The organism is Streptomyces sp. SP18CS02, assembly GCF_036322365.1.
Lineage (GTDB): Bacteria > Actinomycetota > Actinomycetes > Streptomycetales > Streptomycetaceae > Streptomyces.
On sequence record NZ_JAQYXC010000065.1, the window covers coordinates 1 to 14,337 of the forward strand.

Here is a 14,337-nt window from a genome sequence, read left to right on the forward strand (position 1 = left end):
AGCCGAACTCGTCGAAATTGTCCGCAGAGTTCTCTCAGGCGACCCGGAGGACGCGTACTACTTACGACTCCTGGCTGCGAATGTCCTCCACCCTCGGATCGGCGATCTGATCTTCCACCCGCCGGAAGGCCTTCGGGACGCCTCTGCGGAGGCGATCGTCGACGAGGCCCTGCGATACCGGCCGATCGCACTCTGAACCGTGACCGCAGGCAACGGACCAGGCAGCCATCCGCGTCACGCTGCCATCGCTACGAGACCCGGTCGGCGAGCGCTCGACGGCGCGTCGTTCGTCGGGTTTGTTCTCCCCGACGCCAGAGGAGGCGCCGCCTAAGGGCTGTCCCGTAATCGATCTTCGGGTGGCGGGTGATCAGGTAGGAGCGCTGGTGCTCTGGTCATGGCGGTCAGCGCGCCGTGGGTAGCACCTACCATGCCTTCGTGACGCGACCGTGCAAGCTGTCGGTGCCTGGCCGGAGCCAGCGGGGGCGGAGGCTGCGAAGCCGGTTCGGGTCGGCGCCGTGACGACTTCTTGGCTCTGTTCACGAGAACCGACAGCAGATGTTCGCCACTTGGGGAGTCATCTGGGTGAGCCCGGAATCGAACTGCTTGAGCCTCGTGACATCGTTGTGACGCCTTCGCGACAGGCGTCACAACACGTCAGGTGCACTCTGCTGGGCGGGATCCTTGGGTGCTGGGTGATCCGGACCGCCGGCCGGGTCGGCGGCACGCAGCGCCGCTTCGACCCGGCGGTCGCTGGTCATGGATGCCGTGACAGCCGTCATCGCCAGGAGAAGGACGGCGGCGGCGTAGAGCGGGGTGCGGATGTCGTACGTGGTGGCCAACCAGCCGCCGAGGAAGGCGCCGAATGGGGCGGCGCACATGGCGAGCATGCGGGAGGTGGAGGCGACCCGGCCCATGAGGTGGGCCGGGACGATCGCCTGCCGGAGGGAGGGCCCGAGTACCATCGTGGCGCCCATGCCTGCTCCGCAGACGGCGAGCGCCAGCCCGGCCACGTACGGGTTCGGGGCAGCGGCCAGGCCCAGGATGGCAAGCCCTTCGACGGCGGCTGTGCAGGTCAGTGCGGTGCCGGTGCCGAGTTGTCGGCCAAGGTAGGAAGCGATGCCTGCACCGAGCAGGCCGCCGGTGGCCTCCGCTGTGAGGAGCAGGCCGAAGCCGTAGGTGTCGATGCCCAGGCGGTCGTGCGCGAAGAGGGCGAGTACGGTCTCCACAGCGAGGAAGGCGACGTTCCCGACCGCCGGGCGGAGCGCCAGCCCGAGCAGCACCCGGTCCCGGAAGACGTACGAGGCCCCGGCCCGCGCCTGCCGGAGCAGCGACTCGCGGACCTCCGAAACGGGCCGGGGCATGGCGGGCAGCGTACGGACGAGCAGCGCGGAGAACAGGAACGACACCGCGTCGGCGAGCAGCGGAACCGCCCGCCCGAGCGCGAGCAGCGCACTGCCCGCAGGCGGCCCCGCGAAACCGGACATGGCGGTCTGGGCGCCCCGCAGGCGGGAGTTCGCGCGCTCCAGGAGCGCGGGTGCGCGGCCGAGCAGATCCGGCAGGTAGGCCGTGGCGGCCGTATCGAAGAACAGCCCGCCGAGGCCGAGCAGGAAGGCGACGGCCGCGAGCAGCGGAATGCTCAGCACGTCGAGCGCGGCCGCTGCCGCCGGCATCGCGAGCAGCACCGCACGCGCCGCGTCCGCGACCCACATCGTGCGCCGACGGTCCCAGCGATCCACCAGCGCACCGCCGAGCACCCCGAAGAGCAGCCACGGCAGCGTCCCGGCGGCCGTGACGACGGCGAGCGCCATCGGATCCCGCGTCAACGTCAACGCGAGCAGCGGCAGCGCAGCATGCGACACCCCGTCACCGAGCGAGGACACCGTCTGCGCAGTCCACAGCCGCCCGAACCCGGACGGCAACATGCGAACACCTGAGGTCACTTGATGCCCCCCTCGGCCTGCTCGCGCGATGCCGGGTGGAACAGTGCGAAGACGAGTGACGCGTCCGGCAGCGACGGATCGGACAGCTCCCGGTACTCGTCCGCCAGTGCCTGCAGCCGCGCCCCCAGCTCCGCGAACTGCTCCTCGGTGAGCCGCAGATGCGCCATCCGCACGTGCCGCTCGCGGTCCGTCGGCGACGCCTCCAGGTCCGCCACCGCATGCCGCATCAGCACATCCGGCCCTCCCTCGCCCGGATCCGGCAGCGCAATCGCCCGCGCGGCCATCGCATAGTAGCGCTCGGTGACCCCCCGCACCTTCCGTGTCCGTACCACCTTCACCAGGCCGGCCCGCTCCAGCAGCCGCACGTGATAGCTGGAACTCCCCTTCGCAAGGCCCACCCGCTCGGCGATCTGCGTAATCGTCGCCGGCTCGAAGCGGAGCACGGCCATGATCCGGTGGCGCGTGAGGTTGGAGACGGCTCGCAGTTGCTCGTCCGTGGTGACGTGAAACGTCTCGGGAAGATCATCGGTAGGCATGTAAGCAATGGTCAACGATCCTTGACCATTGAGCAAGGGGATTCCGCGCGGACCTCCAGAATCTGCTGTCCGGCGCGCGAGACCTTCTGCCAAATCCCCTCACTCGCTGCCGATCCGGGCAGCCGTGGCAGACCAAACCAAGATCAATCGCGGGGCACTTTCTGAACCTCACCTACTCGCACCGGGGCAGGCCGTACGCCTCGGCAGAAATCGAACGACCACTGGCCGTCGCGCCTCCCGAAGTGGTGAACATCTGCTGTCGGTTCTCGTGAACAAGGCCAGACTTCTGGTTCAGCAGTTGCAGACGCCGTTCGGTGTCCGCGAACGGCAGCGCAGGCTGACCCGCCCCGGTACAGTCGGCGCTGTGCTCTCCGTGCAAGCGGAGGTGAGCCGCCTGCGGCCACCGGGGCACCGCGATACTCGCACCTCTCTCCGCGCAAGCGGAGGACACGCCTCGCCCCTGGGATGGCGCCCGGGGAGCGGAGGTTCCCATGCCCCTCTCCGCCCGGGCCGCCGGCCAGCTCGCCTCCGACCTGGCACGGCGGATTCCGCCGGAGTGGCCGCCCAGCGGGCCACCCCGGCGACGCAAGTCCGGACGGCGCTGCCGCCAGGTAACGGCAAAGAAGGAGGGCGGGCAGAGGGAGTGTGATGGCCAAGGGGCTGTTGCGAGAGGCTGCGTCGCTCCTCCGGCGCCGTGCGGCCGCAGCCGCCGAGTTTCCGGAGGGACGGTGGATGGTCGACCAGGACGAGGCTGGCGCGCTGGTCCATCGGCGCCGCTAACTCACACCTGCCGTGGCGTGCCGTGGAGGTGCCCGGCATCCGGACGGTATCGAAGTGACCACCGTGCTTACGGGCAGGTAGGACCGGCTATCCTCCCGATCCTCACGGATTTGGGGACAGCCAGGCCGAAGGAAGGTTGAATCTCTCGGGCACTTGGCTCCCGACGGCACTGAGAAGCTCGTTGGGAGCCGTACCCACTGCGCCGTCGAACTTCACCAGGCCGCCGGAGAACACCGCACCGTTGAAGTACACCATGGCGCCAGAGAACCTCGTGGCACTGAAGTTCCCCAGGCCGCCGGAGAACAGCGACGCGCGGTGCGTCACTGCCCGGCGGGTGCTCGGGTGAGTCCGATTCCGATCTTGGTCAGCATCTGGCCGAGGAGGTGGAAGGCTCGTGCTCGTGTCGGCACTCCGCGCGCTGTTCCCGTCCAGTTGGCGCCGGTGAGGTTCTCTGTCGCCGCGAGGGCCTGGTTGTCGTCCTGGGCGGCCAGCACGAGGACGAAGCGCACGTAGTCGCCGGTGTCGGTTCCTTGGGGGTGTTGGTAGAGGAGGGTCTGCAGGCGTGGGGTCAGGGCCGACAGGGTGCGGTCCGTCGGGAAGACGACGGCGAGGCCGGCGAGGGCGAGGCGAACCGCAGCGCATTCGGCCGGCCATCGGGCCAGCAGATGAGGAACGTGAGCCTGAACCACGCTGCGGGCCCGGGCCTCGCTGTCGGGATCGGCATGTTGCGGGGTGGCCGGCCAGGTCTCGGCGAGGTGGCGCTCAGCGACGGTGGCAGCGCTGAACAGCAGGTCGACGGCTTGGAACCGCTGTCGGGCGGGAATCCGCTCGTCGAGGGCGAGGGCCGCGACTAGGGCGAGGCCGTCGGCGGTGGCGGGCTGGCAGGTGTCCTGGTGCAGGATCTCGTTGTAGAAATCGGCAAGGAAGCTCCGGTCGTCCCAGCAGGGGTCGGTCTCGGAGCCGAACAGCATCACCGCCTGGGGTGGCCTGCGGCCCGGCATGCGGTCGGCGATGACCTCCCGGCAGAGCTGTCGGATCGGCGGACCGGAAACAATCGTGTCGTGCCGTGTCTGCTCGGGTTCGGCGTGCGTGTCCATGACCAGCGCAGCCTACTGGGGGGTCTCGGGCCGACGGTCCGTCGCCTGGGCGGGAGCTGGCAGGTCGTCGGCCCTGAGTCTGTGGCGGTCAGCCGGCCTGGAGGGGCGCTTCGGCCCCGCGCGGGTGCTGGCGAGCCGGTAGGAGTCGGTGCCGGTCTCGATGATGGTGCCGTTGAAGGTCAGGCGGTCGACGATGGCCGCGCTGCCAGCGGCCAGCCATTCTGCGGGCCGGCACCGGATGGTGTGGTCACTGCTCGCGCCAGAGACAGGCCAAGCAGCCGCTGCGGCAATGTGACGACTGCGGCCAGGTGCGCCGCCATGCCGAGGGAGTAAGGGCCAAAGGGCCGTCAGGGCTCAGCGGGACCACCGTCGCCGTCGACCAGCAGCGACAGCTTTTCCGCCGCTGGACCACTGCCGGCGCCGACGCTCACCCCCACGAGGCCCTGCTCGGCACCTTGGCCCTTCTCCACGCGGCCTCCAGTCGCGAGGTCCGGCCCTTGCGGGTGGACGACCTAGACCTCACCAGCCGCACAATCCGTCTGGGAAAGAGGCCGCACCCAGTCCCTGGATCCTGCCAGCTGGTCAGTGCTCCAACGCTGCCTGGCCCACCGTGCAGACTGGCCGACCGAGAACCCACACGTGATCGTCACCCGCATCACCAAGGGCAGCCGGGTGCCGGCTTCCACTGCATATGTCAGCCACCTACTGGACCCCTGCGGCGTCTCATCCCGGGCTCTGCGGTGCACCCGTCTCGCCCATCTGGTGTGCACTCTGGATCCCAAGCTCGTCGCCGCGGCCCTCGGCATGGACGCCGAAGGCGTCATGTTTACCTCGCCGACCACGTCGACGAAGAGCGACCCTGAGAGGCGCGCTGTGGCCGCGGAGGCTGTCGCCGGGGTTGTCGCGGAGGGCGTCGGCCGGGACTCTGCCGACGCGCTGGGCTTCCTTGACGATGCGGCGCGCGCGGGCGGGGAGCATCCGGTAGTAGTGGGTGGCGCGTTCCTCGGTCCAGGTGATGTCGGTCTCGACGTCCTAGGTCGTGTCCGGAAAGTCCTGGAGCCATAGGCGGAGGCAGGCGAGGGTGACATGGCTTGGTAGTGGCGGGTCCGTTTGTCGTAGCGGGTTGCCAGGCTCTGTTCTGCTTGAGCCGGTTGAAGCAGCGTTCGTCGACGTTCCGCCGCCGGTAGGCGGCTTTGTCGAGGCGGCAGTGGCTTTCGCCGCGGCGGATCCGTCCGTTGATCTGGTCGATCCGTTCGGGGATCGCTGCGGCAATCCCGCGTCGTCGCAGGTAGGCGCGGATCTTGCGAGCCGAGTAGCCCTTGTCCGCGACGACGCGGTCGGGCCGGGTCCGGGGCCTGCCCGGGCCCCGACGTGCGATCCGGATCCGGTCCATGACTGCCTCGAACTGGGTGCAGTCGTTGACGTTCCCGCCGGTGAGCGTGAACGCCAGCGGCCGGCCCCGGCCGTCGCAGGCGAGGTGGATCTTGCTGGTCAGCCCGCCGCGGGACCGGCCGAGTGCTTCGCCTTCCCAAAGCCCCCTTTTCGGGCGCCGGTTGCAGGTTGATGGGCGCGGACGACGGTGGAGTCGACAGGCAGTTCCCGTCGATCTCGTCTGTCCGGTGTCGGCTGCGGCCTGGACCTGCTGAAGCAGTTGCTCCCAGGTGCCGTCGTCGGACCAGAGCCGATGGCGTCCATAGACGGTCTTCCGCGGCCCGTGCCGTTCGGGCAGGTCACGCCACTGGACTGTGCTCCGCAGCCGGTGCAGAATCCGGTCGATCTCCTGTCGATGGTCCCCCCACTGCCCGCAACGCCGCTTGTTGACCGCCAGGAACGGCTGCAGCCGTTCCCACTCCGGCATCCGTCAGATCCGCCCGTCCCATGTCCACATCAACGACCCGGACGGAGTATTCACATGATCGACCGGACACGTCCTAGTCGTAGGTGAGGTAGTCCTCTAGTGCTCTGACCGGGAGGGTTCACCGAGGTCAGTACGCTGAGCGAGGCTGCGGTGGGCGAGGAGGTCGGGCATGAGGCGGAGACTGTCGATGGACGAGGCCGTGGGGCTGCTTGAGAGCGAACTGGGGTCAGGACAGCGAGCGCTTGACGATCTGGTCACGGAAGACCTCTGGCTTGCCTTCCTCCGATTTGGCCGACGGCTGTTTGACGTCCCGGACACGCCCGACGCTGACGGTCTCCTGTTCCAGTACGGGACCCATGCGTTCGACGGCCCTCCGGCGTTCACGCTGGACCTCACCCGGCAGTTCGTGATCACCGACAGCGACGGTGATCACGACCATTACGTTCAGGTCCACTGCGAGCTCGGATATGGCTTTGCACCCGCCCTGGAGGTCCTCGGAAGCTTCGACTCGTGGTTCTTCCACGATGCCGGAGACGATCTCGAAGAGTGGGCTCAAGGAGTGGCCGAGCGGGCAGCCTGGGCAACGATCCGCAGACTCAAGCCGACCGAGATCAGGGTGTATCAGGGGCAGGTGTAGTCGTTCAGGTTCGCCATCGTGGTGCGACGCCCACCCCAGCGAGCACCCTTCTCACTGCGGATGAGATCTCGTTCGCGTCGTTGCGCTGCGGGGACGTCGGGGTGGCGGGCGTTCTGGTTACGCCAGCGCAGGCAGGCGTGCAGGGCCCGGGCCTGGACCGTGTGGTGGGGATGGTGCGAGTTGGCCAGGGCGAACTGCCGCAAGGGTCCGAAGTGGGCTTCGAAGGGGTTGACGCCCAGGACGCGTAGGCCGGGGTGAAGCACAGCTCGACCTTGTCCCGGGTCGCCCAACTGCGGATTCGCCAGTTCAGGTGGGCGGAGAGGTTGTCGAGGATCACGTAGATGGGGGCGCCGTCAGGGCGGGCGGCGGGGATCGATCGCAGCGCGGCCCAAGTGTGGTCGATGCCCTTGCGGCGCTGGTCGATCCCCCACATTCGGTCGTCGCCGATGGAGTAGCAGCCGTGGACGTAGGTGATTCCGTGGGTGCGTCGGTAGGTCGCCGACAGCCGGTCCGGCCTGCCTTGTTCTGCCCAGCAGGAGCCGGCGGTGGAGCGGGTGCCCAGCGGGCCGAACTCGTCGAACGCGAACGCGCGGTCCGGCCACCCCCGGATCGGAACTCTGCTCTTCCACCCGCCGGAAGGCCTTCGGGGCGCGTCCGCGGAGGTGATCGTCGACGAGGCCCTGCGATACCGGCCGATCGCACTCTGAACCGTGAGACCGAAGGCAACGGACCAGTCAGCCGCTGCGCCCTGACCTCGCCGGCTTTTTGTTACGGCTGGCGGGGCGGTAGGGCTGCTCGTGCCCGCCAGTAGTCCGCGTCACGCGGATCGGCCAGCCATCCGGTCAGACGTTCAGCACCTGCTTCGACCGCCTGGGGCAGCGGGGTCTTCTCACCGACAACAAGCCTGAGGGCATCGACGTCATGAGTGGCGTGCTCCGTTTCGCACCAGCAGGCCACATTCACGGCTACGTCAACCGCAAGCTGGCCCTGATCCGTCCACACCACCTGCAGCAGGAACTCCAGCTGGTCAACGCCGTCGGCGTGCTCAATAAGATCAAGGCCGAGGACGATGGGCGTCCCCGGTTGCGGACCAGGGAAGGCAACGTGCCAGAGTGCCCACTCCCATACCGATTGGTTGCCGTCGGCACGCGCCGCGTCAATCGCGCGGGCCGTCTGTCTCACCGAGGCCACGTCAGTAGCCGATAGACCTGGAAAGAGCGTGGTCAAAGGGACATCGTCAAAAACGCCTCGGCTCATGGTCGTGGTCATGATCCGATCATCCGTTCTCTGCGACAGGGGTGGCAACACACAACACCAGGGGCCCGCGCGCCGCCGTTCCGCCTCACCCTCAGGTTCCCCCATCCGTTCGAACAGATCGACGGGCTGCACACGGACTCAGCGCTACGAACTTGACTTAGACCGTGTCCTATGTGGTGAGGCGGCTGTTGGGTAGGTCATGGGGCGGGGTACGTGGAGTTGGATTGTTCCGGACGGGTTATGGGAGATCGCGAAACCGCTGATCCCGCCGTCCAGAGTGCGGCCGCAGGGCGGCGGGACGCAGGACACGCCTGATGAGACCCTGTTCGCCGCAATCGTCTACGTCCTGGTCAGCGGGTGCGCCTGGCGAGCACTGCCACCCTGCTTCGGGGTCTCGAAATCGACAGCCCATCGCCGGTTCCTGATCTGGTCGCGGGCCGGTGTGTGGGGCCAGCTGCACGAGGAGATCCTCCACCGCATCGACGACGCCGGCCTGCTCGACCTGTCCCGAGCGGTCCTCGACTCCGCCCACGTCAGGGCGAAAAAGGGGGCGAACTCACCGGTCCGAGCCCCGTGGACCGGGGCAAAGCGGGTTCCAAGATGCACGTCCTGTCGGACGCGAACGGCCTGCCCCTCGTCGTCGGCGTCTCGGCCGCCAACACTCACGACAGCCAAGCCCTGAAGCCCATGATCATGGGCCTCCAAACGAAGCACGACCCCCACCGCGGGCGGAACTTCAAGCCCCAGCGGCTGCATGCCGACAAGGCTTACGACGTCCCTGAACTGCGGAGATGGCTCCGCGGGAAACGCATCGGCGTCCGCATCGCCCGCAAGGGCATCGAGTCGTCAGAACGACTGGGGCGCCGCCGGTGGGTGATCGAGCGGACGATGTCCTGGCTGACCGGCTACCGTCGGCTCAACCACCGCTACGAGCGCCATCCCCGCAACTACCTGGCGTTTCTCGGTCTCGCCGCAGCCGTCTGCTGCTACAAGCGACTCCTCCGCCTCACCACATAGGACACGGTCTTACACGCCTGAGGAGTCTGGATAGCCCCGCCAGGGCTTTCGGTCCTGCCGAGGCGGGGACATCGATGCGACGGGAGACAGTGGGGCCCGCAACGTGCGACCGGTAGGACTACATCAAGCAGAGTCCCCGGAACGTGCGGCGCCCGCGTTGTGCACCACGGCGCCAGAGCCGCCGATATCGCCTGGTCCAGCCCCGGTCTTACGTGCCGTCTGCACCGGCAGGACGCCTCCCGCCTACGATACGACCGCCCGGCCACCACCCTCGACACGGACGACAGGGACTGGAGTGCGGTGGTAGAGCCGACGACCGTGCCCAGCAGGGGTCGGTGCCAACTGACGTCCACGGGCCGAACCTGGACCTCGTACCCCTTGATGGACACCCGGGAGCAGCGTGCCGTGCCGTGTCGCCGCCCCGTCACGCAGCTCAGCGGCCGCGGCATCGCCCCAGTGCATCAGCCCCGCAAGTTCCAAACCGAACATGGCGACCTCCGGGACCCGACAGGGATGCCACAGGCCGACGGTGAAGGACCAGTCCGGGATGTCCTCACCCCCGACACCACGGGCCAGCCATGTTCACGCACCGCCGCCATCTCCCGGGACCAGCGCTGCTTCCGACGCCGGCGTGCGCTGATGGTCGCCGACGAGGCGGGATCGCAGAGCACGCAAGGGCGCGACGACGACGCGGTCGGGTCAGTCATCTGGGCACCCGAACAGATCACGACCGGCTCCACGCCGCGTGGGCCATCACGGGGCCACGGCGGCTGCTGAGGCAACTGAGGGCGCCCGTCAATTCCCTGGCCCTGCGCACCCGCCTCGACCGCTACCGGATGATGTCGGCGGGCACACCCTGGCGGTGGAGCCTGGATTTGAGGAGTTCCATCTCCGACAGCGTCCCTGTCAGACCCTCGTGGCCCAGCTTGCCGGCCAGCAGCCGTGCTTGCGGCAGTGATGCCGCCCAGAGCTCCCGGACGACCTTCATCACGGGGACAAGACTGGGCACCTGCCCCGTCAGACGCAGCCGGACCGATCCATGCGCCGCGAGCAGAGCCTGCCGGACGTCGGGAGGTGCAGCTCCCGGACCGGCGTGTTCGCACATTGCGGTGCCGCAGGACGCACAGGAGAATTCGCAGTCCCACCACAGTTCATCGCGCACGATGAACTGATTCGCCTGTCTCACCGCCGTGCTGCCGCACTGGCAGCGTGACGCGATCCTCACCGTCTGACCAGTCACCCAACCCCCCTGCCCTTCCCCGCCTGACCGCACGATCCTCGCGCGCCCCGCCTGCAACCGCCACCGGATTCGGTGGCGGGAGGCGAGTCTGCGGCAACGCCCGCAGCGGCATGCCACACCTATGTGAACCGGGCTCTGGGCGGCCCCGGTGCTACAGAACGGTCAGGCCCGCGCGGTTCCCCCTCGCCTGCGCAGAGTCGTGCCACTCTCGGACAAGAGGCGGTGCACGAACCCGTATGAACGGCCAAGGCCTCCTGCCAGAGTGCGGATGGACACCCCCCGCTCATACACCTTCCTCAGATCCACAGCGAGCTGCTCGCGCGCCGCGCCGCTGATCCGCTTCCCTTTGTCCACTGCTCGACCCCTCCGCTGTGGTGGCAATGACCGTGATCATCGCGCAAGAAGCCGGTGCCTGACCGGCGATCGGCACAATCCATCGAGCACCATCCACCCGGGCCTCCCCCTGTGGTGCGGCGCCGTCGCCCCGGGCGGCTCCATGCCCTGGGCGGGTTCGGGGCGTGCGGATCCCTGGGACGGCCAGCCCCACGGACCGGGCACCAGGCCCCGGTGGGGAGGTACCGGCCGCGGGCGGAGAGGTTGTGCAGGGGTACATGCATAGGGGCGACCGCACCTGGGCCGCCGCGTGGACTGGGCGCGCAGATCCTGAGCTCTGTAGTGCTGCCATGCCGGCCAGCGCTCGGGTCAGGGGACCGCCGCATCAGCGTGGCCGTGGCCTTATCGAGGCTGAACTTGTCGTACAGCTGAGCGGTTATCAGTTCGGTGATGGGCATCTGGACGCCGTGGGCGTCGCCCAGGCGGAGGGCCTGGTGCAGCCGGGAGAGGTGCCCGGCGTGCAGAAGATCGAAGCAGCCGTCGGCCACGACCTCGCCGGTGGCGGTGGCGGTGGCGGTGGCGGTGGCGACGGCCGCGGCCAAGGCGTGGGAAGGCAGTCGTCCGGCGGCGAGCGTCGCGATCGCGGTCACCGCCGGCTGGTCGCCTGCTCCGCACGTGTCCCCGGTACCGGCCTGACCCTGTCGGCGTGAGCATCAGAAGGTGCCGCAGAAGCGATCCCGCCAGGTGGGCCGCTGAACGTGCGAGGGCAGTCGGCTCGACCCGTCGAATCGCTCTCCAGCGGTTCTTCGGCAACCACGACATGGCCGAGCCCGACCTTAGCCCGGTTGACCTCGGCGAGGTCCGCGCCGTCCAGCCCGCCTTCGGCTTCGGCGTCATCCGTTCCGAGGAAAGCGCCCGGATCGTCGGCGCAGACCAGAGCCAGCGCCCCGAAATTGCTCACGCAACCGGCGGTCCGGGTGCCGCATACGGTTGCGTCCCCGGGCACGACAACGCGTCCGTACTCGCTGGAGTCCTGATGTCCTGCTCGGCCGTGCAGCGAGCTGCGAAGACACCTCCGAGCCGGGCCACCAGAACCACGAAACGGAACGCGGCCCCACCACGGCCATAGTGCTGGTGTCACTCCAACCAATCCGGATCATCGAGCTCCCACAGCAACACCAGCAGATCCGACAGGCTCTCGGTCATGGCTCACCTTGACGCGACAGCCATTCGCGGAGCAGCTCGAGGCACCCCCACCCTCGCCGTTTCCTCGACATCACTGCCGATCGCTGCACTAGTTCAGACGGCTCCGCACCCCCTACGAGCGCCCGCAGATCTCCACCAGGGCACGCTTGGACTGGCCTGCAGCCTGATATGCCTGCGCCGGCTACACCGAACCCGCCAATCGCTCGGTCAGTAGCGGAGGGAGCTTCAGCCCCACTGATACGCACGATGCAGTTCTTGACGAGCTGCAGTGGACCCTGCCGACCGTCGACCGGAGCCAGCGTGAGCCTCAAATCCTGCAACGGCCTGACCAGGGCGACGAACCCGGACCCATCCGGGGCAGGGCCTGTGAAGGCCGCCCATGCCTCGAACAGCGGCCTCACACTCTCCCAACCTGGTCCTGGGGTAAAGCGCGCCAGGAAGTACGGCTGCTCACAGCCGTACTCGGAGCTCACCGACCACACAGCTCACCCTGACCCGCTCCTCCCGCTTCGGCCCCCGCCTCGCTGACGCAGCCGACCGCTGGCTGGCCATCGCAGACACCCCGATCCGGCTCGCAGAAAGCATGGCAGCGAACCTTGGCTGAATCTCCGTGCGCTGCTGCGGCCTCGAACTCCTTATAAGCCGGTGTCCCCAGCCCAAGGTTGGGGTCACGCTTTTGAGCGACAGCTGGCCACATGCGGGCAGGGGATGCTCAGGCACTCGGCGTCTCAGTTACCAACAGGCTGTTGAACGGCGCTCTACCGGGCGCTTCCATTGCCCACCTGGAACCGACCTCTTGCAAGGTCGTCTCCAGGAGCGACTTGTCGTCCCTGCTCTCGGAGAGGACCGCCGCCCAGTCGCTTACGACGAGAAGGAAGCTTGAAGCTGGAGGGTTCCACGTCATGTCCTCCAGGCAGTCGAGAAGGGCAGCCCAGTTCTTCCCGAAATGGTCAGGAAATGACATCGCTCTGGCGAACTCGACGAAAAGGGCCTCATCTGATCGCATCGACAGTCCGTTCAAAACGAATGCCGCTGCGTTCTGGGGCGCTTCAGCGATGACAGACGGGACACTGTTCTTGTCTACGTGATGGGCCCAAGGATGCTCAAGGGCCCAATATTTCTGCATCATATCGCTCACTTTATGCGCCTTTAATTCACGTAGCGTGTTCCGTATGCCATGCTCGGCTGTCTGAACCTGTGACCGGCTGACCGGCCTTTCGCTGCCCCGATTGACGCCTTGGCTGAAGGGGTGCACGTCCTACTCGTGGTAGGTGATGGCGTCCCCCCTGGGCTTGTTCCGAAGCAGTACCCGGATGCTGTTCTCCCGCCCATCGTCAGCATACTGACGGTTCTGACCCTGCCACCGAGGCAGGCCATGGGCCGGCGGGGCGTGCTCATGCTGCTCAATATGCTGCAGTGTCGACTGAACGTGGCCGGGGACGGCAAGGGGAGCAGGCACCCTGGACGGCAATGGCCTGCCAGCCCGTTTCCCTCCGTATTTCGGGGCAGCAGCACTCGATCTGCCAGCGGAGGTGCTTACGGGCGGCCCTTGCGAACCGGATCTGCACCTTCGCGGCGCAGCGCGGTCACCGGCTTCCCTACGAAACGCGGGCTCAGCCGGCTGAACGGGGCTATCCAAGGCGGCTCTGATGCCGTGATCACACCAGCCACTGCAAGATCGTTCCATGGTGGCCTGCACGACACCGCGAACGCCTCTATGGCTGCAGAACTGGTGACAGTCGGTGGCGCCGACAGGACAGTGCAGAGGGTGGGGAGGCGTCAAGGCCTCCTTCATGCCGAGGAGGGTGTAGGGGCCGTTGAAGAGCGGTCGCCACTGCTGCGGCGTGGGCGATTCTGTGCCCGGCCGTACGAGCCGACCTCAAGGCCGTCGTCGGCCATGAGGATGGGGAGAGACGAGAACATGCCAGCGGTACGAATCAGGGCGGCAAGGCTCGCCAGGGACGGCAGCGAGAGCCGATGACGGAGTGCTGGGAGCCGCTCCGCTGGAGCCCTGCGTCGTCGCGACGCAAAGGAGCGCATCACCGCTGTCGCGGTGAACCTCCGCGTCGGCCGTTCCGTCCTGTACCGAGGTACCAACCGAGAGGTACTCCAGTGCCCGCTGGTTCCGGCTACCCGAACGTTGCCCCTGCCTTCCGGTGTGCGCGGGCGGTGTGCGGCCGCAGCCTGGCGACGCGGTCGACAATCAGCGGGGCCTGGGTGCCGAACCCCGGACCGTGCGTCATCATGTCAGCGGCATCGGACATAATCCGGCTGTGGATTTGAGACCGGAACTGCTGCCCCCGCCTGTGGGCAGTCGGCGGCTGGACGAGCTCAGCTGCGAGATCGACCGGATCGCCCACTTGGTGGCTCGCTGTCCCGGCAAAGCTGACGAGGCGATCCGCGCCTTCAATCACGCGACAGGCCATGAGTACGGGG

General features: G+C 67.9%; 12 protein-coding genes and 6 pseudogenes. 4 read left to right on the forward strand and 14 right to left on the reverse strand.

The window, feature by feature from the left end:
- A pseudogene (locus tag PUR26_RS00250) lies at window positions 1–196 on the forward strand (hypothetical protein); the annotation flags it as partial.
- A 448-nt stretch (window positions 197–644) separates the two neighbouring features.
- Here the strand turns inward: PUR26_RS00250 and PUR26_RS00255 are convergent.
- The 4 genes from PUR26_RS00255 to PUR26_RS00270 all read right to left on the reverse strand — a co-directional run bounded on the left by PUR26_RS00255 (window position 645) and on the right by PUR26_RS00270 (window position 4,353).
- Window positions 645–1,919 (reverse strand): MFS transporter, encoded by a 1,275-nt coding sequence (locus PUR26_RS00255; RefSeq protein ID WP_329868060.1) that lies wholly within the window; start codon window positions 1,917–1,919, stop codon window positions 645–647.
- A gap of 17 nt (window positions 1,920–1,936) precedes the next feature.
- Complete coding sequence (locus PUR26_RS00260) at window positions 1,937–2,476, reverse strand: ArsR/SmtB family transcription factor (protein WP_329868062.1); 540 nt, start codon at window positions 2,474–2,476, stop codon at window positions 1,937–1,939.
- A gap of 882 nt (window positions 2,477–3,358) precedes the next feature.
- Window positions 3,359–3,511, reverse strand: a complete 153-nt coding sequence (locus PUR26_RS00265) for a hypothetical protein (RefSeq protein WP_329868044.1) — start codon at window positions 3,509–3,511, stop codon at window positions 3,359–3,361.
- A 65-nt stretch (window positions 3,512–3,576) separates the two neighbouring features.
- A complete protein-coding gene (locus PUR26_RS00270) occupies window positions 3,577–4,353 on the reverse strand; it encodes a hypothetical protein (RefSeq protein WP_329868046.1) in 777 nt (258 codons plus the stop codon).
- Between the two features lie 639 nt (window positions 4,354–4,992).
- Between PUR26_RS00270 and PUR26_RS00280 the strand changes: the two genes are divergently transcribed.
- Window positions 4,993–5,418: a hypothetical protein gene (locus PUR26_RS00280; RefSeq protein ID WP_329868048.1), complete on the forward strand. Its 426-nt coding sequence runs from the start codon at window positions 4,993–4,995 to the stop codon at window positions 5,416–5,418.
- Here PUR26_RS00280 and PUR26_RS00285 read toward each other — a convergent pair.
- Window positions 5,386–6,233, reverse strand: a pseudogene (locus tag PUR26_RS00285) (IS5 family transposase). The gene PUR26_RS00280 and the pseudogene PUR26_RS00285 overlap by 33 nt on opposite strands.
- Before the next feature lie 147 nt (window positions 6,234–6,380).
- On the opposite strand from PUR26_RS00285, the gene PUR26_RS00290 reads away from it, so the two are divergent.
- Window positions 6,381–6,848 (forward strand): hypothetical protein, encoded by a 468-nt coding sequence (locus tag PUR26_RS00290; RefSeq protein ID WP_329868050.1) that lies wholly within the window; start codon window positions 6,381–6,383, stop codon window positions 6,846–6,848.
- Here PUR26_RS00290 and PUR26_RS00295 read toward each other — a convergent pair.
- Together PUR26_RS00295 and PUR26_RS00300 are read right to left on the reverse strand one after the other, a co-directional pair.
- Window positions 6,833–7,446 (reverse strand): annotated as a pseudogene (locus PUR26_RS00295) (transposase); the annotation flags it as partial. The gene PUR26_RS00290 and the pseudogene PUR26_RS00295 overlap by 16 nt on opposite strands.
- 170 nt (window positions 7,447–7,616) lie before the next feature.
- Complete coding sequence (locus tag PUR26_RS00300) at window positions 7,617–8,117, reverse strand: hypothetical protein (RefSeq protein ID WP_329868052.1); 501 nt, start codon at window positions 8,115–8,117, stop codon at window positions 7,617–7,619.
- A 187-nt stretch (window positions 8,118–8,304) separates the two neighbouring features.
- On the opposite strand from PUR26_RS00300, the gene PUR26_RS00305 reads away from it, so the two are divergent.
- A protein-coding gene (locus PUR26_RS00305; RefSeq protein ID WP_329868054.1) for an IS5 family transposase occupies window positions 8,305–9,122 on the forward strand; the annotation gives its coding sequence in 2 pieces (ribosomal slippage) (window positions 8,305–8,647 and window positions 8,647–9,122; 819 coding nt in all).
- Window positions 9,123–9,129: 7 nt separating this feature from the next.
- On the opposite strand, the pseudogene PUR26_RS00310 reads toward PUR26_RS00305, so the two are convergent.
- The 7 genes and pseudogenes from PUR26_RS00310 to PUR26_RS00340 form a co-directional block, all read right to left on the reverse strand.
- Window positions 9,130–9,464, reverse strand: a pseudogene (locus PUR26_RS00310) (hypothetical protein); the annotation flags it as partial.
- Window positions 9,456–9,698: pseudogene (locus PUR26_RS34485) on the reverse strand (DUF4262 domain-containing protein); the annotation flags it as partial. The pseudogenes PUR26_RS34485 and PUR26_RS00310, both read right to left, overlap by 9 nt.
- 253 nt (window positions 9,699–9,951) lie before the next feature.
- A complete protein-coding gene (locus tag PUR26_RS00315) occupies window positions 9,952–10,113 on the reverse strand; it encodes a hypothetical protein (protein WP_329868055.1) in 162 nt (53 codons plus the stop codon).
- A 411-nt stretch (window positions 10,114–10,524) separates the two neighbouring features.
- Window positions 10,525–10,716 (reverse strand): helix-turn-helix domain-containing protein, encoded by a 192-nt coding sequence (locus tag PUR26_RS00320; protein WP_329868056.1) that lies wholly within the window; start codon window positions 10,714–10,716, stop codon window positions 10,525–10,527.
- Window positions 10,659–11,345, reverse strand: a complete 687-nt coding sequence (locus tag PUR26_RS34490) for an adenylyltransferase/cytidyltransferase family protein (RefSeq protein ID WP_443076912.1) — start codon at window positions 11,343–11,345, stop codon at window positions 10,659–10,661. Before PUR26_RS34490 ends, PUR26_RS00320 begins: the two co-directional genes overlap by 58 nt.
- Window positions 11,346–12,613: 1,268 nt before the next feature.
- Window positions 12,614–13,030 carry a barstar family protein gene (locus PUR26_RS00335; RefSeq protein ID WP_329868064.1) on the reverse strand — a complete coding sequence of 139 codons (417 nt, stop codon included), beginning with the start codon at window positions 13,028–13,030 and terminating at the stop codon, window positions 12,614–12,616.
- Between the two features lie 410 nt (window positions 13,031–13,440).
- A pseudogene (locus tag PUR26_RS00340) lies at window positions 13,441–13,572 on the reverse strand (IS5/IS1182 family transposase); the annotation flags it as partial.
- Window positions 13,573–14,337 lie beyond the last annotated feature (765 nt).